We start from the raw sequence: 25,009 nt of genomic DNA on the forward strand, positions 1-25,009 counted from the left end.
CGCGCGGCCCGGCTCTGGTATGAAAGGGAGCACGGGCAGTGAAACTGGAGCTCAAGGGGGTCACCAAGCGGTTCGGCTCCTTCACCGCCAACGACCGGATCAGCCTCACCGTCGAACCCGGCGAGATCCACGCCCTGCTGGGTGAGAACGGTGCGGGCAAGTCCACCCTGATGAACACCATCTACGGACTGTACGCGCCGGACGAAGGCGAGATCCTGCTGGACGACGAGCCTGCGCGGTTCGATGGCCCCGGCGATGCGGTGGCCGCCGGCATCGGCATGGTGCACCAGCACTTCATGCTCATCCCCGTCTTCACCGTCACCGAGTCGGTGGCGCTCGGCTACGAGCCCACCAAGGGGCCGGGCCTGCTCGACTTCACCCAGGCGCGCGAGCGGGTGCGGGAGATCTCCGCGCGGTTCGGCTTCGACGTCGATCCCGACGCCGTGATCGAGGAACTGCCGGTCGGCGCGCAGCAGCGCGTGGAGATCATCAAGGCGCTCTCCCGCGACGCCAAGGTCCTCATCCTGGACGAGCCCACCGCCGTGCTCACGCCCCAGGAGACCGACGAGCTCATCGCCATCATGCGCCAGCTCAAGGACAACGGCACCAGCATCGTCTTCATCACCCACAAGCTCCGCGAGGTGCGCGCCATCGCGGACCGGATCACCGTGATCCGCCGGGGCAAGGTGGTCGGGCAGGCCACGCCGGACGCCTCCGAGACCGAGCTGGCCAGCCTCATGGTCGGCCGCGCGGTCAGCCTGACCACGGACAAGGAGCCGGCCCGGCCCGGCGAGGTGACCTTCGCCATCGACGGCCTGACCGTCCTGGACTCCGCAGACAAGGTCGTCGTCGACGATGTGGACCTGACGGTGCGCCGGGGCGAGATCCTGGCGGTGGCCGGCGTGCAGGGAAACGGCCAGACCGAGCTGGCCGAGGCGATCCTGGGGGTGCGGGAGGCCGTCGCCGGGACGATCGAGCTCGACGGCAAGGACCTGGGGCCGCTGAGCGTGAAGGAACGCCTGCGGGCCGGACTCGGCTTCGTTCCCGAGGACCGTTCCACCGACGGCGTCATCCCCGGCTTCTCCATCACCGAGAATTTCGTGCTGGACATGTACGACCAGCCCCCTTACGCCAAAGGCCTGGCCATGCGCCCGGCCGCCCTGCGGGAGGCCGCGACGACGCAGACCGAGCGCTTCGACGTGCGGCTGGGGACCGTCGACGATCCCATCTCCACGCTGTCCGGCGGCAATCAGCAGAAGGTCGTCCTGGCCCGGGAGATGAGCCGCGAGCTGCGCCTGTTCGTCGCCAGCCAGCCGACCCGCGGCCTGGACGTGGGTTCCATCGAGTTCGTCCATCGCACCATCGTGGAGGAACGGGACAAGGGCACGCCGTGCATCATCGTGTCCACCGAACTCGATGAGGTCATCAACCTGGCGGACCGGATCGCCGTGATGTACCGCGGCAGGATCGTCGGGATCGTCCCGGCGGACACCCCGCGCGACGTCCTGGGCCTGATGATGGCCGGCGTGCCCGCCGAGGAGGCCGTGCAGGAGGCCAGCCGGCACCAGACCGCCCTGAGCGAGGCGGACGACGCCGCCGAGGAGGAGAACCGATGAGCGCCGGTGGGACCGGGGAGAACGAACCGCGCGACGAAGCGCGCGCAGGCGCGCTCGCGCAGGCCGAGGGACGTGTGGCGCGTGCCCTGCGGGAGATGGGGCAGAGCTCCTGGCTGGTCTCCGTCCTGGCGGTGGTGCTGGCGCTGATCGCCGGTGGCGTGCTGATCCTGGCCGCCAACCGCGAGGTCCAGGCCACCCTCGGCTACTTCTTCGCCCGTCCGGTGGATTTCTTCGCCGTGTCCTGGCAGGTGCTCACCGACGCCTACTCGGCGCTGTTCCGCGGCGCGGTGTTCGACTGGCAGGCCCCCAGCGCCGTGCGCACCATCCGGCCGATCACCGAGACCATGGTCTATTCCGTGCCGCTGATCCTCTCAGGCCTGGGCATCGCCATCGGGTTCCGCTCGGGCATGCTCAACATCGGCGGTCAGGGCCAGATCATCCTGGGCGCCTCCTTCGCCGGCTTCATCGGCTACTGGATGCAGCTGCCGGTGGGCCTGCACCTGCTGCTGGCCCTCCTGGGCGGCGCGCTGGGCGGAGCCATCTGGGGCGGCATCGCCGGCGTGCTCAAAGCGCGCACCGGCGCCAATGAGGTGATCGTGACGATCATGCTCAACAACATCGCCATCTACCTGCTGGCGTGGCTGCTGCAGCAGCGCTGGTTCACCCAGACCGATTCGAACCAGCCGCAGTCGGCGGCGGTGGCCGAGTCCGCGCAGCTCTTCGGCCTGCTCGGCCCGCAGTTCCGGCTGCACGCCGGGTTCATCCTGGCGATCCTGGCCACCCTCGCGGTGTGGTGGCTGATGGAGCGCTCGACCCTGGGCTTCGAGTTCCGCGCCATCGGGGAGAACCCCGAGGCCGCGCGGACCGCGGGCATCTCCGTGGTCAAAGCCACCGCCCTCGTGCTCATCATCGCTGGTGCGCTGTCCGGGCTGGGCGGCGCCGCCCATGTGCTGGGCACAGAGCACCGGCTGACCGGAGGGATCGCCGGAACGCTCGGCTTCGACGCCATCACGGTGGCGCTGCTGGGACGCTCCCGGCCGCTGGGGACCTTCCTGGCCGGCCTGCTGTTCGGCGGCCTGAAGGCCGGCGGCGTCCTGATGCAGTCCCAGACCGGCACGCCCATCGACATCGTGCTGGTGCTGCAGTCCGTGATCGTCCTGCTGATCGCCGCGCCGCCCCTGGTGCGGGCCATCTTCTTCCTGCCCCGTCCCGGCGGCAGGCCCCCTGCGTCCTCACGGCGCGCCCGGCGACAGCGATCCGCCGCGAAGAAGGAGGTGGCGGCATGAGTACCACGCAGACAGCCGTCCATGCCGAACCACGCGAAGAGGCCGCCCACGGCACCCGGCCGATCGCGTGGAAGTTCCCGGTGACCTATGCGGCGCTCGCGCTGCTCTCGCTCCTGGTCTTCGCGCTGTTCTCCCCGGCCGGAGCGCGCACCCGCTTCCAGCTGTCCACCGGCAGCGACTTCATCGCCATCCCGGTCCTCGACCTGCCCTCGCGGCCGGCCACCTGGACGCTTGGCCTGGTGCTTGCCGCCCTGGCGGCGTTCGCCATCTGGCGCGCCGTGCAGCGGGCCCGCACCGGAGTGTGGCTCCCGGTGCTGTTCGGCACGCTCTTCGTCCTGGCGTTCCTGGTCTGGGCCGGCGCTGACCGCAACGCCGTCATCCCCCTGGTCACCGTGCTCACCGGCGCCCTGGCGCTGTCGGTGCCGCTCATCTTCGGCGCGATGTGCGGCCTGGTGGGTGAACGCTCGGGCATCATCAACATCGCCATCGAGGGTCAGCTCCTGGCCGGCGCGTTCCTGGCCGCCGTCGTCGCCTCGGTGTTCACCAGCGCTTACGCAGGCCTCTTCGCCGCGCCCGTCGCCGGGGCCCTCGTGGCGGTCCTGCTGACCTTCTTCGCGGTGAAGTACCAGGTCAACCAGATCATCATCGGCGTCGTGCTGAACGTGCTGGTGGTGGGCCTGACGAGCTTCCTGTTCTCCACCGTGCTCACCCAGAACGCGGAGCTGTGGAACGCACGCCAGCAGCTGCCCCGGCTGCCGATCCCGGTGCTCTCCCAGATCCCCGTGATCGGCCCGGTCCTGTTCAATCAGACGATCCTGGTCTACCTGATGTACGTGATCGTCGCGCTGCTGCACGTCTTCGTCTTCAAGTCCCGCTGGGGCCTGCGGATGCGCGCGGTCGGCGAGCACCCGAAGGCCGCCGACACGGTCGGCATCAACGTCAACCGCACCCGGGTGGTGAACACGATCATGGCCGGTGCCATCGCGGGTCTGGGCGGCGCGTTCTTCACCATCGGCCAAGGCCTGGCCTTCGGCAAGGAGATGTCCGCCGGGCAGGGGTTCATCGCCCTGGCGGCGATGATCCTGGGCCGCTGGAACCCGGTCGGAGCGCTGTTCGCCGCGCTGCTGTTCGGCTTCTCCACCAGCATCGGCAATGTCCTGGCCACCATCGGCACCCCCGTGCCCAGCGAGGTGCTGCTGATGCTGCCGTACATCATCACGATCTTCGCCGTCGCCGGCTTCGTCGGCCGGGTGCGGCCCCCGGCGGCGGAGGGCGTGCCCTATGAGAAATGACGAGCAGGCTGTGACCGTCCTGCGGGCATTCGGTGACGAGCAGACCGGGACCGGTGACGGGAACCCGGATCAGGTCCCACCGGCATCGGCGCCCCGTGCCGGCGGCGAGGCCGGCTTGGCCTCAGCGGTCGACTGGGAGGGGCTGCGCGCCCTCGCCCGGGAGGCCATGGCCCGCGCCTATGTGCCCTACTCGCAGTATCCGGTCGGTGCTGCCGCGCTCGTCGACGATGGCCGGCTGGTGTCAGGCTGCAATGTGGAGAACGCCTCCTACGGGCTGACCCTGTGCGCCGAATGCGGCCTGGTCTCCGAGCTGGCGCGCACCGGCGGGGGCAGGTTGCTGGCCTTCGCCTGCGTTGATGCGGACGGGCGGGCGCTCGTGCCGTGCGGACGCTGCCGGCAGCTGCTGTTCGAGTTCGGCGGCCCGGAGCTGCTGCTGGACATGCCCTCCGGCATCCGTCCGCTCAGCGAGGTGCTTCCGGAGGCCTTCGGTCCCGGTCATCTGGCCTGAGCGTCCACAGCTGCGGGGCACTGCTGCTCCGCCGGCCACGACTGCTCTGGCGCGCATCACTGACATACTGGTCGGACGGGCGCTCACGCCCTCCGGCGATCCCATCTGTTCGCGAACAGGAAGCGAGAACTCCCATGGAAGCGTTCGACGCCGTCGACATCATCCGCACCAAGCGGGACCGGGCCGAGCTCAGCGAGGAGCAGATCGACTGGGTGATCGACGCGTACACCCGCGGCGCCGTCGGGGATGAGCAGATGTCCGCCTTGGCCATGGCGATCCTGCTCAACGGCATGGGCTCCCGGGAGATCGCCCGGTGGACGCGTGCGATGATCGCCTCGGGCGAGCGGATGGACTTCTCCTCGCTGTCGCGGCCCACGGCGGACAAGCACTCCACCGGCGGGGTGGGGGACAAGATCACCCTGCCGCTGGCCCCGCTCGTCGCGGTCTTCGGCGTGGCCGTGCCGCAGCTCTCCGGCCGCGGTCTGGGCCACACCGGCGGGACGCTGGACAAGCTGGAGTCCATTCCCGGCTGGCGCGCCTCCTTGAGCAATGAGGAGATCATCGCCCAGCTGGAGGACATCGGCGCGGTCATCTGCGCGGCCGGTTCCGGTCTGGCGCCGGCGGACAAGAAGCTCTATGCGCTGCGGGACACCACCGGGACGGTGGAGTCCATCCCGCTGATCGCCTCGTCCATCATGAGCAAGAAGATCGCCGAGGGCACCGGCGCCCTCGTGCTCGACGTCAAGGTGGGCTCCGGCGCCTTCATGAAGGACCTGGACTCGGCCCGGCAGCTGGCCCGCACGATGGTCGAGCTGGGCACCGATGCCGGGGTGGCTACCTCGGCGTTGCTGACGGACATGTCGGTGCCGCTGGGGCTCACGGCGGGCAACGCCCTGGAGGTCCGCGAGGCGGTGGAGGTGCTCGCCGGCGGCGGGCCGGCAGATGTCGTGGAACTCACCGTGGCACTGGCTCGTGAGATGCTCACGGCGGCGGGCGTGCCGGACGTGGATCCGGCTGCCGCGCTGGTCGACGGCCGGGCGATGGACGTGTGGCGCAGGATGATCGCCGCCCAGGGCGGCGATCCGGATGCGGCGCTGCCGCAGGCACGGGAGACCGAGGTGCTGAGGGCAGAGACCGACGGCGTGCTCTGCCGGCTGGATGCCTACGGCGTCGGCGTGGCCGCGTGGCGGCTGGGGGCGGGCCGGGCTCGCAAGGAGGACGCCGTGCAGGCCGGTGCCGGCGTGGAGATCCACGTCAAGCCGGGGGAGACGGTGACGGCCGGCCAGCCGCTGCTGACTCTGCACACCGATGAGCCGGAGCGCTTCGGCCGTGCCCTGGAGGTTCTGCGGGACGCCGTCACGGTGCAAGGCGCCGGGGCCGGTGAGACGGGTTCAGGCGATGCCTCTGCTGGCCATGGTTCCATCATCCTCGACCGGATCGGCGCCTGAACCAGGTGCCGCGTCGCCGTGCGAAGGATGGATCCCGGGCCGGCCGGGTGCCAGCACCGGCCTGGGACGCCGTCAGTACGCCGGTCAGGACTCAGCGAGCATGCGGCCTCATCCCGGCAGGTGCACGATGAAGGGACACGGCTCGCCCCGCGTACGAGACACATTGCATATTCACACTATGAGGACGGACGACATGACCGACTACACTCGCGCCGATGTGGCCAGCCTGATCGATCACACGCTGCTCAAGCCGGAGGCGACCGCTGAGCAGGTCGGCGCCCTCGTTTCCGAGGCCAAGGAGCTCGGCGTGCTGGCCGTGTGCGTCTCGCCCAGCGCGCTGCCGCTGGTCGCGCCGGGGAACCTGATCGTCGCCACGGTGTGCGGTTTCCCGTCCGGCGCGCATGCCAGCGCGGTGAAGGCGGAGGAGGCGGCCGATGCGGCTGCCAAGGGCGCGGCGGAGATCGACATGGTCGTCAACCTGGGAGCGGTGAAGGCCGGGGACTTCGACGCGGTGGAAGCCGATATCGCCGCCGTGCGGGAGGCAGCGCCGGCACCGGTCGTGCTGAAGGTGATCATCGAGTCGGCGGCGCTGACGGACGAGGAGATCGTGGAGTGCTGCCGCCGCGCGGAGGCCGCCGGCGCGGACTTCGTGAAGACCTCCACCGGGTTCCATCCCTCCGGCGGGGCATCGGCGCATGCCGTGCGGCTGATGCGGCAGACCGTGGGTGAGCGCCTGGGCGTGAAGGCGTCCGGCGGGATCCGCACCGCCGAGGCCGCCCGGCAGATGCTCGATGCCGGCGCCAGCCGCCTTGGGCTCTCCGGTTCCGCCACGGTCCTGGAGGGCTTCCCCCAGGCGTGAGCCGTTTCCGTCACGGTGCACTTGGCGCACCGTCCGCTTCTCACGCCGCTGGAATCTACTCCGTGCGGATGAGACCCGTCCGGACTCATCCGGGATAGCGTCGCTCCAGCTGAAGGTCTCAGCGATATGGGCGTGCGGGAGCCGTGAGGATCGCGATGCGCAAAACGACCCCGCTCATGGTCGTTCTCGGCATCTCGATGTGTATCGTTTTCACGATCATGCCGGGCATTGAGCACCAGATCGCAGAGTTGCGAGGGCCAGGAGCCGCTTCCCCGGTGTGACAGGTCCCGGAAATCGCCTATTCGTACAACCCTCTCAAGGCGTATTCGAGATCGGCGGCGAGATCTTCTCGACTGGGTGTCTAACCCATGAGCCCCTCTGGATAATAGCGCTCGGAGATTCCGATGGCATCGTGTGGGGTTCGGATGCCACATGCGCGAAGGAGTATCGGTATATCAGCTGCGTCGCGGTGCCGAAGGTTGCCAAGGCTACGGGTAGGAAGCTCCATATCGGGCTCCTGTGAGCTGACCGCCCGCTCGTGCGGCGCCGGCTCATTCGAACCAGCCGGTCTCCATGTCGATGAGCCAGTGGTTCCGCAGGGTGATCGCCCGTTCGAACGCCGCCAGCACAGCCGCTGCCGTCACGGCGGTGTTCGCCCATCCCGGGAGGTTGATGGGCGAGGTGAAGGTGCCGGTGTACTGCGCCACCGCGTCGAACCCGGTGACGAACTGCACCAGCTGCGGGATGCCCACCGTCAGGGAGACCAGCAGGACGACGATGGCCGCCGCGCCGATGAGGCGGCTGGCCCGCGGGAACCGGCGGCCGAACCGGGCCCGCATCCCTTCGGTCGTCCGCGGATGTGGCTGGAGCTGCTGCGATTCGCCGTCGTCGCCGATGTAATGCATCCGCTTCAGGCCGTACGCGCTCGCGGCCACTTCGATCACGCCACCCGGTACGGGGAAGGCCGCCGGCAGCGTCGAGCCGGCGTGGTGACGTCCATCCAGGTAGAGATCGGCACGGTATTCCTCCGCGAAGTAGTTCACGTCCACCGCGTATTGGGCAGGTGCCTCACCGGCAGGTTGCGGCAGATCCAGGTGGAAGCGAGTGCCCAGCAGCGCCCTCCACCAGCGGAAGGGTCTGAGCGGCTTGCCGGTACCCGGCTGGACCTTCTTCATGGTGCGCTGCCTGCGCCAACGGCGCCACATCCTGCCCTCCTCGCCGACTGTGCCGGCCTGTACTCATCTGCCTCTGTCCCTATGCGGGGTTGTACCGGCCCGCACCCTCGTATCGAGCATGGCAGGCCGGCCGGGGACTGCGGCAGTGCGATCTGTCATCGATCCGGGGTGTGGTTCACCACGATGCGCGGTCCGCGTCGCTGCTTATCCCAGCACCCGGGCCAGTGCGGTGGCGAAGCGGTCGGCCTCCGCCGCCGTCAGCGAGGCATAGCCTACGACCAGGCCGGTGCGCGGTGGCCCGTCCGGGTGGGCGGGGTACGAGGACAGCGACGCCACCTCCCAGCCCTGCTGCCGCAGAGCGCCTTGAACCTGGCGATCGTCCAGGTCCGGCAGGGGGACCGTCACGTGCAGCCCGGCCTCGACGCCGACGGGTTCCAGGTCTGGGCAGTGCCGGGCGAGCGCGTCGATGAGCCGGTTGCGCCGGTCGTGATACACCCGCCCGGCGCGCGCCAGATGACGTGCCATGTCCCCGGAGTCCAGGAACCGGGCCATCGCCTCGCCGGTCACCGCCGGCACAGCGAGGTGCTGATCCAGGACGTAGTCCCGCGCCGGTGCCGCCAGTGGCCGGGGCGGTATGAGCCAGGCCAGGCCGAGACTGGGAGCCAGCGCCTTCGAGGCGGTACCGACGTAAGCGACGACGTCCTCGGCTCCCGGGACCGAGGCGACGGCCGGCAGGGGAGCGACGCCGTAGCGGAACTCCCCGTCGTAGTCGTCCTCGATCACGACCGAGCCTGTCCGGCGCGCCCAGGCGACCAGCAGAGCCCGCCGCTCGGCGGAAAGGCGGTGCCCGAGCGGGTACTGGTGCGCTGGGGTCAGGTACACCAGACCAGGCTCGTCCGGGAGCGATTCGACCACCAGGCCATCGGCGTCCACCGGGATGAAGCAGACCTCCATGCCTGCGCGCTGGAACTCCCGGTGCGCGGAGGGATAACACGGGGATTCCAGATAGCACCGGCGCATACCGGCGCACGCGGCGACCGTCCGGAACGCCGCATTGGAACCGGGCAGCGGCAGGATGTCACCGGCTGCCAGCCCGCGGTGACGCCGCAGATGCGTCCGCAGGGCGGCGATGAGGGCCTCGTGCCCGCTTCTCCGTGCGGCGGTTCCCGGTACCGGCAGCCGGGCGGCCTCCCGCCAGGCCCGTGACCAGGCGCGGGCGTCGATGAGCGTGGTGTCCGGGGTGCCGGGGGACAGGTCGACCGGGCGGCCGTCACCACCCCGAGCGCTCTCCGGTCCCTGCGCCGGGCCATCGGCGGCCTCCAGGGCATGTGCGGCACCGGCGCGAGTGCGCACTCCGGCCGCGGCCGCCATCGACGCCCCGGAGAGCACCCGGGTTCCCGAACCCGGGATCCCCTCGAAGAAGCCAGCGGCGATCAGCTCCTCGTAGGCACCCTCGACAAGGGAACGGGAGCAGCCGAGGTCCGAGGCCAGCGCCCGGGTGGAAGGCAGCCAGTCGCCATCGGCGAGCCGGCCGGTGGCGAGCAGGTCGACCAGGGCGGAAGCCAGCTGCCGGCCGCTGGGTCTGGTGAGACGCAGCGGAAGATGGACAGGCCGGGCGGTACGAGGCATGAACCAAGAATAGTGGCCGCTGTGAAGGGAATAAACTGGAACTTCGTCACAGGCCGGTTTGATCACGGGCTGAAGCCATGGAGACACTGCGACGCAAGCCAGGGCGCGGCCAGACTTGACAGAACGGGGCGGAACCACCGCTCAGTGACAGGACACCACCGTCTACGGTGGTGTCCTGTCACTAACCTGTCGTCCTGTCACGAACCTGTCGTTCTGTCACGAAGCGCGTCACCGGGCTCATCGCATCGCGATGCTCGCGCCGCCAGGCCGGACGACCGCCTGATCAGGTGGTCTCGGTCAGGTCCAGCTTGGGTGCGGGCCGGCGGAAACCGCGGGTGAGGACCAGCAGCCAGATGAAGCCGACCACCACCCAGCCGATGCCGACGCGGAAGGTCTCGGCGGTCAGCGAGGTCCACAGCCACAGGCACAGGCCCACGCCGATGAGCGGCAGCACGACGTACTTGACGGCGTCGTACCCGCGGTAGCGCTTCTTGTCGATGGCGTAGTGCTTGAGCACGCTCAGGTTCACGAAGGTGAAGGCGATGAGCGCGCCGAAGCTCACCATCGAGGACGCGAGTTCCAGCGGGAAGACGAGCGCCAGCAGGGACACGCCGCCGACGATGAGGGCCGCCACGTACGGCGTGCGGAACCGCTTGTGGACGACGGCGAACACGCCGCGCGGCAGCACGCCGTCGCGTCCCATCGAGAACAGGATCCGCGAGACCGAGACCTGCGAGGCGATCGCGGAGGCGGTGGCGCCGGCGACGTACGCGGCGGTGAAGAACGCCGTGAGGAACGCCCCGCCGGCCTGGCTCATGACGTCCACGGCGGCGGTGTCCGCGTCCGTGAAGGTACCCCAGTCGGGGAAGACCAGATGGCCCAGCCAGGACAGGAAGACGAACATCGCGCCGGCACCGAGCGTGCAGATGACGATGGCCCGGGGGATGGTCTTCTGCGGGTCCTTCGTCTCCTCGGACAGGGTCGAGACGGCATCGAAGCCCAGGAACGACAGGCACAGGATGGCGGCACCCGCGGCGATGGCGCCGAACTCGAAGTCCCCGCCGATGAAGGGGTCCAGCGGGCTGATCGGCTGGGCCTGGCCGAAGATCGCCAGGAAGCCCATCACGGCGAACACCACGATGAACACCGCCTGGATCGCCACCAGGGCGGCGTTCAAGCTGGCGGCCACCCGGATGCCGAGGACGTTCATCGCCGTGACCAGGACGATGGTCGCGATGATGATCGCCCAGGTGGGCACCGCAGGCAGCGCGGCGTTGAGGTACAGGCCGATCACCATGAAGTTGATCATCGGCAGGAACAGGTAGTCCAGCAGCAGCGCCCAGCCGGCCATGAAGCCCGGGCTCGCGCCGAAGGACTGCTGCGTGTAGGTGTACGCCGAGCCGGCGACCGGGAAGGCCTTCACCATGTTCGCGTAGGCGATGGCCGTGACCAGCATCGCCGCGAGGGTGAAGATGTATGCCATCGGCAGATGGCCGGCCGTGACGGTGGTGACGATGCCATACGTGGTGAACACGGTCAGCGGGACCATGTACGCCAGGCCGAAGAACACGGTGGCCGGCAGGCCGAGTGTCCGCTTGAGCGAGCGCGTGCCGGCGGCGTCAACTGCGCTGCCGGCGGGGGAATCTGTCATCCGAGGTGGTCCTCTCTATGCACCGGCTGGCCGCCGATGGTCGTCAACAGCACGCGGATTCCGGTCAGCTCATCGCCGCCGGCCTCCACGGGGTCCTGTGCCCACAGCGCCAGGTCCGCCGCGGCACCGGGGGCGATCACGCCCAGGTCGTCGCGGCCGAGCGCTTCGGCGGCCCAGCGGGTGTACCCCAGCAGGGCCTGTTCTCCGCTGAGCCTCTGATCCGGCTCGAACACCGGCGCCTGCGGGTCGCCCGGGGTGCGCCGCAGGCGGGCCCAGGCCAGCCCTAAGCGCACGTCGTTCTGCGCCACCGGCCAGTCGGAGCCCAGGGCGATGGGCGCCCCGGCCCGCAGCACGTCCCGCACCCGGAATGCGTGGGCGGCGCGCTTGGGTCCCAGCCGGACCGTCCAGGAGTCCGAGTGGTCGCCCTCGCGCCACTGCATGTGCAGGGGCTGCATGGAGGCGACGGTGCCGCTCTCGGCCAGGGCGCGGACGTCCTCATCGGTCAGCGTCTCCAGATGCTCGATCCGGTGCGGTGCGCCGTTCGCCGCCTTGCCCAGCGTGCGGTACACCTGCACGGCCTGCGCGACTCCGGCGTCGCCGCAGGAGTGCGTGGTCAGCTGGTATCCGGCGTCGTGGTAGGCGCGGCAGACCTCGGCGTAGCGGTCGAGGGAGTGCCAGAACGGTTCGGCGGAGGCGCCCTGCGTATCGGGCTCGTGCAGCCAGGCGGTGCCGGTGTCGATGACGCCGTCGATGAACATCTTGATCAGCGCGACCCGGTAGCGGTCCCCGCCGCGGCCCAGCAGGCCGATCCGCTCGGCGACGGCGGCGTCGTCGTCGCCGGGCTGGTGCCACATCGCGATGTGCAGCCGGACGGGCAGCCCGCCGGGCATGCGCTCGACCTCGTCCAGGACCTCCAGGGTGGACAGCCGCCCGTCCATCACGGCGGCGCCGGTCACGCCGGTGGCGGCCATGCCGGCCAGCTCGTCGCGGGTCCTGCGGGCGAGGGTGGCGGCGTCCTGACCGGGCGCGGCGTCCAGGAGCTTCATATAGGCCGGGATCTCCCGCAGCTCGCCGGTGGGGCGGCCCTCGGCGTCGACCACGATCTCGCTGGCATCGGCGAAGGTCTCGGTGCCGTCGATGCCCGCGGCGGCCAGGGCGGCGGCGTTGCCGACGCCGGTGTGCAGGTCGTAGAGGACGAGTGCGACGGGCCGTCCGCCGGCGGCCTCGTCGAAGAGCTCGCCGCGGATGTCGAGGGTGTCCGTGTCCTGGCGGGCGAAGACCTTGTAGTCGAGGTTCCAGCCGCGGACCCAGGCGCCTTCCGGCAGCCGGGCGGCCTCCTCGGCGATGACAGCGCGCACCTCGTCGAGGTCCGTGATCCCGCCCAGGTCCAGCCCGACGGTCAGCTCCGCACCCCAGACCGGGTGCAGGTGCGAGTCGATGAGCCCGGGAGTGAGGGTGGCGCCGCGGGCATCGACGATCTCGGTGCCGTCTCCGGCGAGGGCGAGGATCTCCGCGTCCGTGCCGAGCCGGGAGATCCTCCCCTCGCTGATCGCGAGCGCGGTCTGCGAAGCGACTCCAGGTTCGCCGGCGGTCATGGTGCGGATGCGTGCGCCGTGGATGATGAGGTCGGTCATGGTGCCTTCCGGGCTGCGTGCTGTCGTGGTCCGGTGCCCGTGCGGCGACGCGCGCGGGTGTTTCCGCGCAGGTGCGCGGCTGCCTCTCAGAGTGGCGAGTGATTCGTGTCACTGTCAAGTGAGAGACGGTGTATCCGCCATTGTTAACGGGTCATTACGCCTGAATCAGTGGAAAGTACTCCGCAGAGAAACGAAATCGGCAATGCTGGGCGTGCCCTGGCGTGCTGGCACCTGCCTCGCGGGGGCCGGACGGAAACCGCGGGCATCGTCTGGCTGCGATTTCGGTACCCTTGGGGCGTGCCGAGTTTCCGTGAGCGCCGTGAGAGCGACAGTCCCCGGGGCCCCTTCCCCGCACCCCTCATCGCCGCGGGAATCGCCGTGCTCGCCGTGGCCGGGGTGCTGCTCTTCAACGCGCTGCGTCCGCCGGCGCAGCTGACGGTGGAATCGCTGACGCCGCCGGCCGTCGCCGCCGAGCACGGCGGGTACGATGTCTTCCCCCCGCATTCGCTCGAGGCCTTCGTGGAGGACGCCAAGTTCGGTTACCTTCCGGCGCCGGCGCTGATGTCGCTCGCCGACGGGACGGTCGTCGTGGCCGACGAGGAGGACTTCGCCGCGTTTCCCGGCACTCCCGGTCCCGTGGCCGAGCTGACGCCGGAGGAGTTCGCCGGCATCGAGATCCCCTCCCCGCGACCGGGACCGCCACCCGGGCAGACCACGACCTGGGACGGGCTGCTGGACGAACTCGGCGGCGCGACCGTCTATGTGGCGCGCATCGACGATGCGGAGGTGCTCGCCGCGGCGCTCGACGCCGTCGCCGAACGCGAACTGGAGGACTCCGTCATCGTCCGCACCGAGGACGCCGGGGTGCTCCAGGCGGCCGCGGAGCGCGGCGTCGCGGTGATGGCGGCCGGCACGCTGCCGGACAGCCTCCTGGAGGGAGGCGGGCTGGAGGGCGTGCACGCGCTGATCCCCGCCGATGCCGGTGCCGAGCAGATCGGCCACTACACCGGCGCCGGTGCTCAGGTGTGGATCAGCGAGCCGGAGACCGAGGCCGCCCTCGCCGAGGCCGCCGAGCACGGCGCGTTCGGCGCCGTCGCCGGCAACCCCTTCACCGTCCTGCCGCAAGAGACCCGCTGAGAGAGGAAACCATGTCACAGCCCATCGGAAATCCATCACGCATCGGCGATCTCGATCCTTCCCGCCTGGGTCCGCAGCCAACGCTGCTGCCGGAGGACCATCCGGACGTCGAGGCCGCCGCCCGGCTGGAGCAGGGCGAGGAGGCCATCGACATCGCCGCGGCGTTGCCGGCTTCCAGCCTGGCCTGGGCGGTCCTGGCGGACGAGGCCTATGAAGAGGGCCGCAACGTCGACTCCTACGCCTACGCCCGCGTCGGCTACCACCGCGGCCTCGACGCGCTGCGGAAGGCCGGCTGGCGCGGCGCCGGCCCGATTCCCTGGTCCCACGAGGTCAACCGAGGCTTCCTGCGAGCCCTGTACGCACTGGGCCGGGCCGCGGGAGCGATCGGCGAGGCGGAGGAGGCCGACCGCGTGCGGCAGTTCCTGCACGACTCGGACCCGGAGGCGAAGGGCGCCATCGAAGCGCGTTGAAGCCGATGCGGGACCTGACTGGGCGCTCTCGCTGCGTGTGCCGCGCTGGCGATCGGCGGGCCGCCGGAGGGCATGTCGATTAGAATGGGGTGGCACGGGGCCGCGTTTCGTTCCATGCGAAGCGCGGCTTTCCCATGCGGACTGATCGACAGCGCCCGCCGGTGCGTGCCGTCGTCCCCGGTGAACCGGGACGTGGCGGCGTACGGGCGTGCCGATGTGAGGAGTACAGCGCGCTATGCCAGCAATCATCGTGGTCGGGGCTCAGTGGGGCGACGAGGGCAAGGGAAAGACCACGGATATCCTGGGCGGCCGCGTCGACTACGTGGTCAAGCCCAACGGCGGCAACAACGCCGGCCACACCGTCGTCGTCGGTGGCGAGAAGTACGAGCTCAAGCTGCTCCCTGCCGGCATCCTCAGCCCCAACGTGGTACCCGTCATCGGCAACGGCGTGGTCATCAACCTGGAGGCCCTTTTCGGTGAGATCGACGGCCTCGAGGCGCGTGGCGCCAGCACCGAGAAGCTCCGCATCTCCGCCAACGCCCACATCGTGGCGCCCTTCCATCAGGTGGTGGACAAGGTCTCGGAGCGGTTCCTGGGTAAACGCGCCATCGGCACCACCGGCCGCGGCATCGGCCCGGCCTACATCGACAAGGTCGGCCGCCTGGGCATCCGCGTGCAGGACCTCTTCGACGAGTCCATCCTCCGGCAGAAGGTCGAAGGCTCGCTGCGGTCGAAGAACGAGCTGCTCGTGAAGGTCTACAACCGCCGCGACATCGGCGTGGAGGAGACCGTCGAGCACCTGCTGTCCTACGCCGAGCGGATGCGCCCCTATGTGGTCGACACCGCCACCATGCTCAACCAGGCGCTGGACCGCGGCGAGCTCGTCCTGATGGAGGGCGGGCAGGCCACGATGCTCGACGTCGACCACGGCACCTATCCCTTCGTGACCTCCTCCAACCCGACCGCCGGCGGTGCCTGCATCGGCTCGGGTATCGGGCCCACCCGGATCGACCGGGTGATCGGCATCGTGAAGGCGTACACCACCCGGGTCGGCGCCGGCCCGTTCCCCACCGAGCTGTTCGACGAATGGGGCGAGTACCTGCAGAAGACCGGCGGCGAGTTCGGCGTGAACACCGGCCGGCCGCGTCGCTGCGGCTGGTACGACGCCGTCGTGGCGCGCTACGCCTCCCGCGTCAACGGCTTCACCGACTACGTCCTGACCAAGCTCGACGTGCTCACCGGCATCGAGCGGATCCCGGTGTGCGTGGCCTACGAGGTCGACGGCGTGCGGCAGGACGAGATGCCCATGACCCAGACCGACTTCCATCACGCCAAGCCGGTGTACGAGTACTTCGACGGCTGGACCGAGGACATCTCCGCCGCGCGGACGTTCGAGGAGCTTCCAGTCAACGCGCAGAACTATGTGCTGGCCTTGGAGAAGCTCTCCGGCACCCGGATCTCCGTCATCGGCGTGGGCCCGGACCGGGAGCAGTCCATCGTCCGGCACGAACTGATCGACTAGAAGAGAACGGCGTGATCACACCACCGCTCCAGCAGACCCCCCATCCGAGCCGCAAGCCCCCGGTCACCCCGCTCTCGGTGACCGGGAACCTCGGCCGAGGTTTCGTCATCGGCAGCGTGGAGTCGATGCCCGGCGTCAGCGGCGGCACCGCGGCGCTGGTCGTCGGCATCTACGAGCGGCTCATCGGTTCCGCCGGAAGCTTCGTCTCCGGGATCGTGCGGGTCGTGCTCGGAGGATCGGCGCCCGGGCGGACCAGGAAGGACGGGCGGGCGCGGCTGAAGCAGGTCGAATGGGGCATGCTGATCCCGCTGGCGGTGGGCATGCTGCTGGGGTTGCTCACGCTGGCCCGTGTGATGGAGACCGCCATCGAGGAGTACCCGGTCCTGACCCGGGCGGCCTTCTTCGGGATGGTGCTGGTCACCTTGTACATCCCCTTCACCCTGGCTGGCCGGTGGCGGGTGCGTGACGTGATCTATGCGCTCGCCGCCGCAGCGGTCGCCTACGTCGCCGTCTCGCTCCCGCCGCAGTCGCTGGAACCCTCGCCCCCGGTGATCGCGGTGTCGGCCGCGGTGGCCGTGTGCGCGCTGCTCATCCCCGGTGTCTCCGGCTCGTTCCTGCTGTTGTCCATCGGCATGTACCAGCCGGCCCTGCAAGCGCTCAACGACCGTGACTTCGCCTTCATCGGCTGGTTCATCCTCGGCGCCGTCGCGGGAGGCGCGACCATGCTGCGACTCCTGGAGTGGCTCCTGGAACACCGGCACCACATGGTCATGGTGCTGGCGACCGGCGTGATGGCCGGGGCACTGCGGGCGCTGTGGCCGTGGCAGGACGAGCACCGGACGCTGCAGGCACCGGCCGCCGATGCGCCGGTGGCGCTGCTGTTCTTCCTCGCCGGTGCCGCGATCGTCGTCGGCACGATCGTGCTGGAGTACCGCCTGAGCCGTTCTCGTCGTTCCTGACCGCCTCATCGCCTGATCGGCCGTCCGCCAGGCCGGCAGTTCGCGCCCGAGGCGAGGCTGGATCCTCTCCTGATCTGCCTCGGGGGGGTCCATGCCCTCTCACGGCCCGGGCTGTCTGTGCCGGGTTCCTGACGGCTCGTGCGGGTGACACTCCCGCCGCGGGCGCGTGTTCTCGTTCGGCACGTGGGCTGGCAGCGGCGCGGGAGGCACCCGTCGGCGGAGCCGGGCAGTGCGCACCGGCATCGCGGGCTTTCCGCGGTGCCCGCTGTTGACATGAAGCTCCCGCTGGTATGGGCGTATGGTGCCCGGGCTGAAAACGGGCAGCGGCGGAACGCGGCCAGGTCTGCGCAGAACGCGGTGTTGACGATAAAGCTTGTTTTGTAAATCATCTGCGTGGAGTTTACTGGCTGGGCACTGGCTAGCTCCCACCGTGTGACGCTCAGAGGGGTGGGTGGTCCTTCGGGGTGTCCGTGAGGGCGCCCTCCGGCGCGAGAGGCGAATGTGCGGATCCAGTCACCTAGTGCGCGTGAATCGTATTCTCATCAGGTGTGAGGTACCGATTCCGTATGGTTCAGGCATCATCATCACGTAATATGAAATGGATTACAGATAATCCATTTCCAGGTAAATATCTTTCGTTATCGAAGCGTGATCTTACTTCCATTTCTTGGGCACCATATGTACCCCTAATGTCAGGATCGGGAGCTCCCTTGGAAGCGCCTGGGAGCAGTATGGGTTCTTCATGACTGCGCGCGAAAGGAACCCTGCTGCCTCAGGTGTCCGTGTGACACGAGTTAGGTGGGACATGTTGACTGATGAACGAAGACTGCGTCGTGGCCGACGCATGGCCACGAGATCCCTCGCGGCCTTCGGCGCCGCGGCGCTCGTAGTTGCGTCTGGGCATGCCGCAGTCGCGCTGCCGGACGATGACTCCGAGGCGCTGGGTGAGGTGCTGGCCCTCGATGTTGCTGGTCTTGACCTGGCAGGTCTGGCCTCAACGGCAAGTGGGAACCCGAGTAGCCCGGGTCCCCATCACAACCCGATCAATGCCGACATCCTCGGGATCGGCGTGAACGCTCCGGGTCTGGAAATTCCCCTCTTCAGCGAGCCGGGAGCCGGAGGTTTGATCGAACTCGGCGAGCTGGGCCTGCTCGGCAGCTATGCCTCGTCCCCGTCGGAGACCGAATCGACGGCGAGCGCGGGTGTGATCTCCGACGATGGCGGGATCAGCGTCACCCCCGGTGACGATTCCATCAGCCCGGCGAGCGTCAACCTCACCGATCTGCTCGCTCAGCTCGGTATTGACGGCCTGACGGACGAGATCCTGGATCAGGCCAGCCTTGAACTCGGTGCCTTCGCGTCTCAGGCGGAGATCTCCGGCGAGGACGTCGAGAGCGAGTACGCGCTCGCCGACGCCCGCCTGGTGCTGAACTCGCCGGCGGTCGGAGAGATCTCCACGGGCGTGGATGGTGCGGTGACCGAACTGGGCAGCCAGCTCAACGATCTGGCGGGCGAGGGCGGCACCGTCACGGAACTGATCGAGGGACTGGCCAGCGCTCTGTCACTCTCGATCCCGACGCCCCTCGGCAGCGTGGGTACCGACTTCGAGGGCACAACGGTCTCGCTGACCGGTCTCGATGCGGCACTGGATGAGCTCAGCAACGAGCTGTTGAACGAGCCGCTGGTCGACGCCAATGGCATCGTGTCGATCGATCTTTCCACCGGCAACATCACGGTCGATCTGGATAACGCGGTCGAAGGCGGCCTCAACGGTCAGCCGGCGAACACCGAGGTGCTCACCACCGAGACGATCCAGAACATCACCGGTGCCGTGGAGGAGGCGCTCAGCTCTCTGACCACGAAGGCCTCGGACGCGGTGCAGGCGCTCGTGAACAACGTGGGCCTGAACATCGAGATCGACCTGGAAGCCAGCGCCCTGTTCCTTAGCGGCGGTATCAACGTCACCATCAATGGAACCCTTGGCGACTTCGCAGGTACCACTGATGAGGACCCGACTGTCGAACTCAGCGCGAGCGGTCTCGGACAGGTCCTGACTCCGGTCCTGAGCGCGGTCGAGGCCGTCGTGGACAGCACTGTGGTCCCGGCTGTACAGGAGCTCGTCGGTCCCATCGTCACAGAACTCGTCCCCGGCTTCGGTGACATCATCGGCAACATCATCGATCCGGTGCTCGTGCCGCTGACCGATCTCCTCGAGCCGGTTCTGGCGCAGCTGCTGAGCATCACGCTGAACCAGCAGCCGGAGGACACTCACCTGGAGAACAACGAGAACGCCTTCACGGTGTCGGCGCTGTCGGTCACGCTCCTTCCGGCTCTCAGCTCGCCGCTGCTCACTCTGGATCTGGCCAGCTCGTCGGTCCGCGCGCTCGCTGAGGCGGCGCTGGATCCGTCCATCACGGTCGATCCCACTGAGGTCGAGGCCGGCGGGTCCACCACGGTCACCGGTGCGGACTTCGCCCCGGAGTCCGAGGTGACTGTTCAGCTGACCGACGCCGCCGGTGATCCGGTGGGTGAGCCGGTCACGGCGACGACCGACGCTGAGGGCGGTTTCACGGTGGATCTCCCGATCGGGGAGGGCACCGCCGCGGGCGAGTACACCGTGGTCGCCACCGACGAGGATGCCAACTCCGCCGAGACGCCGCTGTCTGTCACGGAAGCGCCTGATGAGGGGGATGTGAACGCCTCGGCGTCCGCAGCCGCCTCGGCGAGCGCCACAGCGGACGGCGACCCGGCGGCTCAGGCCGCTGCTGAGGCTGCTGCTCTGGCAGATGCCACCACGACTGCCTCCGCCGCTGCCGATGCCACCGCTGCCGCCGCTGCGGAGACCGCCGCTGATGAAGACGCATCCTCGGATGCCTCGGCGGATGTCAGCTCTGAGGCGAACGCATCGGCCGCTGCTGCTGCTGCTCAGGCGGCGGCGAACTCGCAGGCGGATTCCGATGAGAACGCCGATGCCTCCGCTGCCGCGGAAGCCAACGCCGCCGCTGCCGCTCAGGCCGCTGCCACGGCTGACTCCTCCGCGGACGCTTCGGCAGCCGCGGCCGCGGACGCCGATGCGGCGGCTGATCCCGATGCCACCGCGACGGCTGACGATGACAGCACCGCGGATGCCACGGCCACGGCTGATGTGGACGCGACTGCGACGGCTGATGACGATGCGACTGCGACGGCTGATGTGGACGCGACTGCGACGGCTGATGACGATGCGACTGCGACGGCTGATGTGGACGCTACAGCGACGGCTGATGACGACGCCACCGCTACGGCTGATGACGACGCGACTGCGACGGCTGATGTGGACGCGACTGCGACCGTTGACGATGACGCCACCGCTACGGCTGACGACGACGCTACGGCGGACGCTGACAGCAATGTGAACGCCTCGGCGTCGGCTGCGGCATCGGCGAGCGCTACGGCTGATGGCGATCCCGCGGCTCAGGCTGCTGCGGAGGCCGCCGCCACAGCGGATGCGGACACGACAGCCTCGGCTGCCGCGGACGTGACGGCCTCGGCCGCTGCTGAGTCGGCTGCAAACGAGGATGCATCCTCGGATGCATCGGCAGATGTCAGCGCTGATGTGAACGCCTCGGCTGCGGCTGCCGCTCAGGCGGCGGCGAACTCGCAGGCGGACTCGGATGAGAACGCCGACACCAGCGCGGCTGCCCAGGGTGACTCCTCGGCTGCGGCCCAAGCGGCTGCGATCGCTGATGCGTCTTCGGACGCCTCGGCCTCCGCCGCTGCGGATGCTGATGCGGCAGCCGATCCCGATGCCACGGCGACGGCTGATGTGGATGCCACGGCGACGGCTGACGACGATGCGACCGCGACGGCTGATGTGGATGCCACCGCGACCGCTGATGACGACAGCACCGCCGATGCCACCGCGACCGCTGACGACGATGCGACTGCGACGGCTGACGCCACCGCCACGGCGGATGACGACGCCACGGCAGACGCGTCCGCCAGCGCCGACGCCGATGGCGAACCGGGGACCGAGGCTTCCATCACGGTGGAGCCGGAGACGGTTGAGGCCGGCGCAACCGTGACGGTCTACGGCGCGAACTTCGCGCCGGAGTCCACGGTGCGGGTGACGCTCGGCGATGAGCCGATCGCACCGGATGCCGAGTCCATCCCGGCGTCGTTCTCCGTCGACTCGTTCGTGGAGGTCTTCGTCGAGACGGACGAGGAGGGCGCGTTCCAGACCCTCCTCGACATCCCGGAGGATGCCGTGCCAGGCGTCTACGTGGTCGACGGCACCGACGAGGAAGGGAACAGCGACACCACCTTCGTCACGGTCGTGGCCGCATCGGATGCCGACGCAGGCTCGGATGCCGGCGCAGCCGCCGATGCGGGAGCCGGTTCGCAGGCCAACGGCAGCGCTTCCGCTGCCGGCGGTCCCGGTGACGGCAAACCGCTGCCGCGTACCGGATCCGAGGGTCTCTGGACGCTCGGCGGGCTGGGAGCGCTGCTCCTTGCGGCCGGTACTGCCGCGCTCCTGACGGTGCGCAAGCGGAACCGGATGGACGAATCGGTCTAGGGTGAAACTGCCCTAGAGCCGGATACAGCGGACGAGGTCCGGGCGCCCTGCAGGGGCGTCCGGACCTCCTCCCGTTCCTTCCCCACTATGAGGACGGCGACGATGAGCAAGAACACCACCGAGCGAACCTCCGCGAAAGACCCCGAGGCCACGGACGCGACCACCGGTGACGGCGGCTCGGCTCGGCCCGTCTGGCGCACGGTCAAACGTGTCGCCATCTACGCGGCGGCGCTCATCACCGCCTGGCACCTGTTCGCGACGTTCCTGTGGGTGGCGCCGGCGTCCCAGCTGCGGACTATCGTCCCAGGACAGGCGCTTGAACGTTACATGATCCCGATGTTCGGCCAGTCGTGGAGCGTCTTCGCCCCCGAGCCGATCAACGGGGACTATTACTTTGACGTGCGCGCCGTGCTCGATCCAGGAGACGGAACGGAGCCGGAAGTGACCGAATGGGTCCGCGCCTCGGATGTGGAGCAGTCCCACTCCCGGTACCGGCTGTTCCCGCCGCGCTCGTCCAATCTCGCGGTCTCGCAGGCGTCCGCGCTCAAGAGCGAATGGGACAGCATCAGCGAGGACCATCGCGTGATCGTGGCATTGAACTATTTCGACGGCGACGACTGGGAGCAGCGCCTGGAAGAGAAATTGCGCGAGTATCCGGACGAGGAGAACTCCCTCGACGCCTATCTCCGTGAGGAGCGCAGGGCCACGGCATACGCGACGCAGGTCGCGCTGGCGGTGTGGGGCGAGGACGTGATCCGGGTGCAGTACCAGGCTGCCCGGCAGAACGTCGTCCCGTTCGGCCAGCGGAACAACCCCCATGCCGAACGACCGGCCGTGCAGCCGGTGGAGACCGGGTGGCGCGGGCTCGTCGTGGAAGAGGGCCAGTCCCAGGAACTCTTCGCCGACTACTTCTGCAACTCGCCGGTGGAGGTGTGCGTCGAGCGATGACCGAGACACTGAGCACGCAGAAGAAAGCCGCCCCCGCTGATACCGCGGCGACGAAGGACAGCGGCCAGCCGGGTTCCTCTGAACTGGCAGCGCTCCTGGGAGAGCGCGCACGCAGGCTCGCCCGACGGATCGGCGCGGGCTTCGAACGCTTCGAGCACACGCTGACCGGCAGCTACAAAGCCACCTACGGCATCGCCGTCACCCGCATGCTCATCGGCTTCACCGGGCTGGGCCTGCTGATGACGAACTTCCTGGCGCGCCACTACGCGTTCGGCGCGGGTTCGGCCTGGAACGGGGAGCTGGCGGAACCGCGCAGCGATTTTCCCCGGATCTGGCTGTTCTCCCTGTTCCACGCGGTTGCCGGTACCCCGTGGCTGTTCACCCTGCTGTACATCCTCCTGGGCGTCCTGGCCGTGCTGGTCATACTGGGCTGGCGCACGCGGTGGGTCCTGCCGGTCTACCTGGTGGCGTGGGTGAGCTTCATCGAGCTCAACGACACCGCCGGGGACCAAGGGGACAACGCCTACCGGATGTTCCTGCTGGCGATGCTGTTCACGAACTCGTCGCTGAGGTGGTCCCTGGATGCCCGCCGGGCGCGCAGGCAGGGGCAGGAACGCACCGCCGAGGGGCACTGGATCCCCGTCACCGCCCACAACCTCGCACTCGTGGTCCTCGCTTTCCAGGTGTGCGCGATCTACATGTCCGGGGGCCTCTACAAGGCCGGCGGCGACCCGTGGAAACACGGGTACGCCATCTACAACCCGCTGCAAACCGCGCAGTTCGGCACCTGGCCGGTGCTGTCCGATCTCCTCACCGCCTGGGGGCCAGGCGTCGTCGTGGTCACGTGGGGCTCGCTGCTGTTCCAGATCGCGTTCCCGTTCATGCTGTTCAACCGGTACACCAGGATCATCGCACTGCTGGGCATCCTGTCCTTCCACCTGGGCATCGCCCTGCTGATGGGCCTGCCGTGGTTCTCGCTGACCATGATCGCCGTGGACGCGATCTTCATCCGGGACCGCAGCTACCGTAAGGTGGCGCGCGGCGCCCGGCTGGTCCGGGATGCCGTCCGGCCGCCCCGCCCGTCCTGACCTCCGCCGGCAGCGGCCCGGCGCCGATGCCGGCGTCGCCGCCGTCCTGAAGCGCTCCCGGGCCGCTCGCGTACACTTAGGGGCCGGCACGCCGATGCCGGTTCCGGCGCTCCTGACGCAGCGCGGTTCACCGGAGACTTCGTCGGCTCGCCTCAGCACGGTACCGGTAGCCGGCCGGTGCCCCGGAGACCGGAAGATCGTAGGGGACGGAAGATGAAACTTGTTGTCACGGGCGGCGCCGGATACATCGGGTCCGTGGTGACCTCGCAGCTGCTGGACGAGGGCCATCGCGTGACCGTCGTCGACGATCTGTCCACCGGGCACCGGGACGCGGTCCCCGAGGGCGCCGAGTTCGTCCAGGCCCGCATCCACGAGTGCGGTGAGCTGCTGGCCCAGAGCGGATTCGACGGCGTGCTGCACTTCGCCGCCAAATCGCTGGTCTCCGAGTCGGTCCGGGCCCCGGAACTCTACTGGGAGAACAACGTCTCCGGTACGCTCGCCCTGCTGGAGGCGGTGCGTGCCGCCGGCATCCCGCGCCTGGTGTTCTCCTCCACCGCCGCGACCTACGGCGAGCCCCAGGTGTCCCCGATCACGGAGGAGACGCCGGCGGTGCCGGTGAACTCCTACGGCTCGTCGAAGCTCGCCGTGGACGCCATGCTCAGCTCCTACAGCCGGGCCCACGGGATCGCGGCGACCTCGCTGCGCTACTTCAACGTCGGTGGCGCGCGCGGGCGGTTCGGCGAGCGGCACTCCCCGGAAACCCACCTGATCCCGAATCTGCTCCGCGTGGCCGCGGGCCTGGAGGAATCCGCCAAGATCTTCGGCACCGACTACGACACCCCGGACGGGACGGCCCTGCGCGACTATCTGCACGTGACCGACCTCGGCCGGGCGCACCTGCTCGCGCTGGAGACCTCCGTGCCGGGCACGCACCGCATCGTCAACCTCGGCACCGGGAACGGCTACACCGTCCGGCAGGTGCTCGACACCTGCCGGGCCGTCACGGGGCAGCCCATCCCGGCCGAGGAGCATCCGCGGCGTCCTGGCGACCCGACCTCCCTGGTCGCCTCCAACCAGCGCGCCCGCGAACTGCTGGGCTGGGAGCCGGAACTGAGCCTGGAGCAGATCGTCGCCGACGCCTGGGCGTTCATGCGTTCGGCAGAGTCTTCCTGAGACGTCCGCTTCCGCCCCGGGCACCCTTCTCCGGCGGCACCTGCGCATCCCTTAGTCTG

18 protein-coding genes are annotated in these 25,009 nt (G+C 69.2%); 14 read left to right on the forward strand and 4 right to left on the reverse strand.

Annotated features, from left to right (window positions below; translation table 11 throughout):
* The first annotated feature begins 38 nt into the window (after positions 1–38).
* The 6 genes from IEW13_RS07385 to deoC all read left to right on the forward strand — a co-directional run bounded on the left by IEW13_RS07385 (position 39) and on the right by deoC (position 7,009).
* A complete protein-coding gene (locus IEW13_RS07385; RefSeq protein WP_188550301.1) occupies positions 39–1,616 on the forward strand; it encodes an ABC transporter ATP-binding protein in 1,578 nt (525 codons plus the stop codon).
* Positions 1,613–2,902 (forward strand): ABC transporter permease, encoded by a 1,290-nt coding sequence (locus IEW13_RS07390; RefSeq protein ID WP_188550302.1) that lies wholly within the window; start codon positions 1,613–1,615, stop codon positions 2,900–2,902. Before IEW13_RS07385 ends, IEW13_RS07390 begins: the two co-directional genes overlap by 4 nt.
* Complete coding sequence (locus tag IEW13_RS07395) at positions 2,899–4,194, forward strand: ABC transporter permease (protein WP_188550303.1); 1,296 nt, start codon at positions 2,899–2,901, stop codon at positions 4,192–4,194. The genes IEW13_RS07390 and IEW13_RS07395 overlap by 4 nt, the downstream gene beginning before the upstream one ends.
* Positions 4,184–4,702 carry a cytidine deaminase gene (locus IEW13_RS07400; RefSeq protein ID WP_188550304.1) on the forward strand — a complete coding sequence of 173 codons (519 nt, stop codon included), beginning with the start codon at positions 4,184–4,186 and terminating at the stop codon, positions 4,700–4,702. Before IEW13_RS07395 ends, IEW13_RS07400 begins: the two co-directional genes overlap by 11 nt.
* A 134-nt stretch (positions 4,703–4,836) precedes the next feature.
* Entirely contained in the window at positions 4,837–6,150 is a 1,314-nt protein-coding gene (locus tag IEW13_RS07405) for a thymidine phosphorylase (protein ID WP_188550305.1), read from the forward strand.
* A gap of 193 nt (positions 6,151–6,343) precedes the next feature.
* Positions 6,344–7,009 (forward strand): deoxyribose-phosphate aldolase, encoded by a 666-nt coding sequence (gene deoC, locus IEW13_RS07410; protein ID WP_188550306.1) that lies wholly within the window; start codon positions 6,344–6,346, stop codon positions 7,007–7,009.
* Positions 7,010–7,560: 551 nt separating this feature from the next.
* Here the strand turns inward: deoC and IEW13_RS07415 are convergent.
* From IEW13_RS07415 to IEW13_RS07430, 4 genes are all read right to left on the reverse strand, one after another.
* Positions 7,561–8,184 carry a hypothetical protein gene (locus tag IEW13_RS07415; protein ID WP_229744991.1) on the reverse strand — a complete coding sequence of 208 codons (624 nt, stop codon included), beginning with the start codon at positions 8,182–8,184 and terminating at the stop codon, positions 7,561–7,563.
* 204 nt (positions 8,185–8,388) lie between these two features.
* The gene (locus IEW13_RS07420) at positions 8,389–9,813 is read right to left on the reverse strand and encodes an aminotransferase-like domain-containing protein (protein ID WP_188550308.1); all 1,425 of its coding nucleotides are present in this window, start codon (positions 9,811–9,813) and stop codon (positions 8,389–8,391) included.
* Between the two features lie 283 nt (positions 9,814–10,096).
* On the reverse strand, positions 10,097–11,464 hold the full coding sequence (locus IEW13_RS07425; protein WP_188550309.1) for an APC family permease: 1,368 nt from the start codon (positions 11,462–11,464) through the stop codon (positions 10,097–10,099).
* Entirely contained in the window at positions 11,461–13,098 is a 1,638-nt protein-coding gene (locus tag IEW13_RS07430; RefSeq protein ID WP_188550310.1) for an amidohydrolase, read from the reverse strand. The genes IEW13_RS07425 and IEW13_RS07430 overlap by 4 nt, the downstream gene beginning before the upstream one ends.
* Positions 13,099–13,395: 297 nt before the next feature.
* Here IEW13_RS07430 and IEW13_RS07435 point away from each other — a divergent pair, with 297 nt between their 5' ends.
* The 8 genes from IEW13_RS07435 (at position 13,396) to galE (ending at position 24,950) form a co-directional block, all read left to right on the forward strand.
* Positions 13,396–14,235: a hypothetical protein gene (locus tag IEW13_RS07435; protein ID WP_188550311.1), complete on the forward strand. Its 840-nt coding sequence runs from the start codon at positions 13,396–13,398 to the stop codon at positions 14,233–14,235.
* An 11-nt stretch (positions 14,236–14,246) separates the two neighbouring features.
* Positions 14,247–14,705 (forward strand): DUF3151 domain-containing protein, encoded by a 459-nt coding sequence (locus tag IEW13_RS07440; RefSeq protein ID WP_188550312.1) that lies wholly within the window; start codon positions 14,247–14,249, stop codon positions 14,703–14,705.
* 235 nt (positions 14,706–14,940) lie between these two features.
* Positions 14,941–16,227 carry an adenylosuccinate synthase gene (locus tag IEW13_RS07445; protein ID WP_188550313.1) on the forward strand — a complete coding sequence of 429 codons (1,287 nt, stop codon included), beginning with the start codon at positions 14,941–14,943 and terminating at the stop codon, positions 16,225–16,227.
* An 11-nt stretch (positions 16,228–16,238) separates the two neighbouring features.
* Positions 16,239–17,186, forward strand: coding sequence for a DUF368 domain-containing protein (locus tag IEW13_RS07450; RefSeq protein ID WP_188550314.1), 948 nt, complete (start codon positions 16,239–16,241; stop codon positions 17,184–17,186).
* A gap of 844 nt (positions 17,187–18,030) precedes the next feature.
* Positions 18,031–21,741, forward strand: coding sequence for a choice-of-anchor G family protein (locus IEW13_RS07455; protein WP_188550315.1), 3,711 nt, complete (start codon positions 18,031–18,033; stop codon positions 21,739–21,741).
* 102 nt (positions 21,742–21,843) lie between these two features.
* Complete coding sequence (locus IEW13_RS07460) at positions 21,844–22,689, forward strand: DUF5819 family protein (protein ID WP_229744992.1); 846 nt, start codon at positions 21,844–21,846, stop codon at positions 22,687–22,689.
* On the forward strand, positions 22,686–23,777 hold the full coding sequence (locus tag IEW13_RS07465) for an HTTM domain-containing protein (RefSeq protein ID WP_188550316.1): 1,092 nt from the start codon (positions 22,686–22,688) through the stop codon (positions 23,775–23,777). Before IEW13_RS07460 ends, IEW13_RS07465 begins: the two co-directional genes overlap by 4 nt.
* 213 nt (positions 23,778–23,990) lie before the next feature.
* Complete coding sequence (gene galE / locus IEW13_RS07470; protein ID WP_188550317.1) at positions 23,991–24,950, forward strand: UDP-glucose 4-epimerase GalE; 960 nt, start codon at positions 23,991–23,993, stop codon at positions 24,948–24,950.
* The last annotated feature ends 59 nt before the right edge of the window (positions 24,951–25,009 follow it).

The sequence above is a fragment of the Sediminivirga luteola genome (assembly GCF_014639315.1).
GTDB classification, from domain to species: Bacteria; Actinomycetota; Actinomycetes; order Actinomycetales; family Brevibacteriaceae; genus Sediminivirga; species Sediminivirga luteola.

What these genes read in the sequence shown, in the direction of transcription:
- IEW13_RS07390 (WP_188550302.1), top strand. Translation starts at nt 1,613, where the DNA reads ATGAGCGCCGGTGGGACCGGGGAGAACGAACCGCGCGACGAAGCGCGC.
- IEW13_RS07395 (WP_188550303.1), top strand. Translation starts at nt 2,899, where the DNA reads ATGAGTACCACGCAGACAGCCGTCCATGCCGAACCACGCGAAGAGGCC.
- IEW13_RS07400 (WP_188550304.1), top strand. Translation starts at nt 4,184, where the DNA reads ATGAGAAATGACGAGCAGGCTGTGACCGTCCTGCGGGCATTCGGTGAC.
- IEW13_RS07405 (WP_188550305.1), top strand. Translation starts at nt 4,837, where the DNA reads ATGGAAGCGTTCGACGCCGTCGACATCATCCGCACCAAGCGGGACCGG.
- deoC (WP_188550306.1), top strand. Translation starts at nt 6,344, where the DNA reads ATGACCGACTACACTCGCGCCGATGTGGCCAGCCTGATCGATCACACG.
- IEW13_RS07415 (WP_229744991.1), bottom strand. Translation starts at nt 8,184, where the DNA reads ATGAAGAAGGTCCAGCCGGGTACCGGCAAGCCGCTCAGACCCTTCCGC.
- IEW13_RS07420 (WP_188550308.1), bottom strand. Translation starts at nt 9,813, where the DNA reads ATGCCTCGTACCGCCCGGCCTGTCCATCTTCCGCTGCGTCTCACCAGA.
- IEW13_RS07425 (WP_188550309.1), bottom strand. Translation starts at nt 11,464, where the DNA reads ATGACAGATTCCCCCGCCGGCAGCGCAGTTGACGCCGCCGGCACGCGC.
- IEW13_RS07430 (WP_188550310.1), bottom strand. Translation starts at nt 13,098, where the DNA reads ATGACCGACCTCATCATCCACGGCGCACGCATCCGCACCATGACCGCC.
- IEW13_RS07440 (WP_188550312.1), top strand. Translation starts at nt 14,247, where the DNA reads ATGTCACAGCCCATCGGAAATCCATCACGCATCGGCGATCTCGATCCT.
- IEW13_RS07445 (WP_188550313.1), top strand. Translation starts at nt 14,941, where the DNA reads ATGCCAGCAATCATCGTGGTCGGGGCTCAGTGGGGCGACGAGGGCAAG.
- IEW13_RS07455 (WP_188550315.1), top strand. Translation starts at nt 18,031, where the DNA reads ATGGCCACGAGATCCCTCGCGGCCTTCGGCGCCGCGGCGCTCGTAGTT.
- IEW13_RS07460 (WP_229744992.1), top strand. Translation starts at nt 21,844, where the DNA reads ATGAGCAAGAACACCACCGAGCGAACCTCCGCGAAAGACCCCGAGGCC.
- IEW13_RS07465 (WP_188550316.1), top strand. Translation starts at nt 22,686, where the DNA reads ATGACCGAGACACTGAGCACGCAGAAGAAAGCCGCCCCCGCTGATACC.
- galE (WP_188550317.1), top strand. Translation starts at nt 23,991, where the DNA reads ATGAAACTTGTTGTCACGGGCGGCGCCGGATACATCGGGTCCGTGGTG.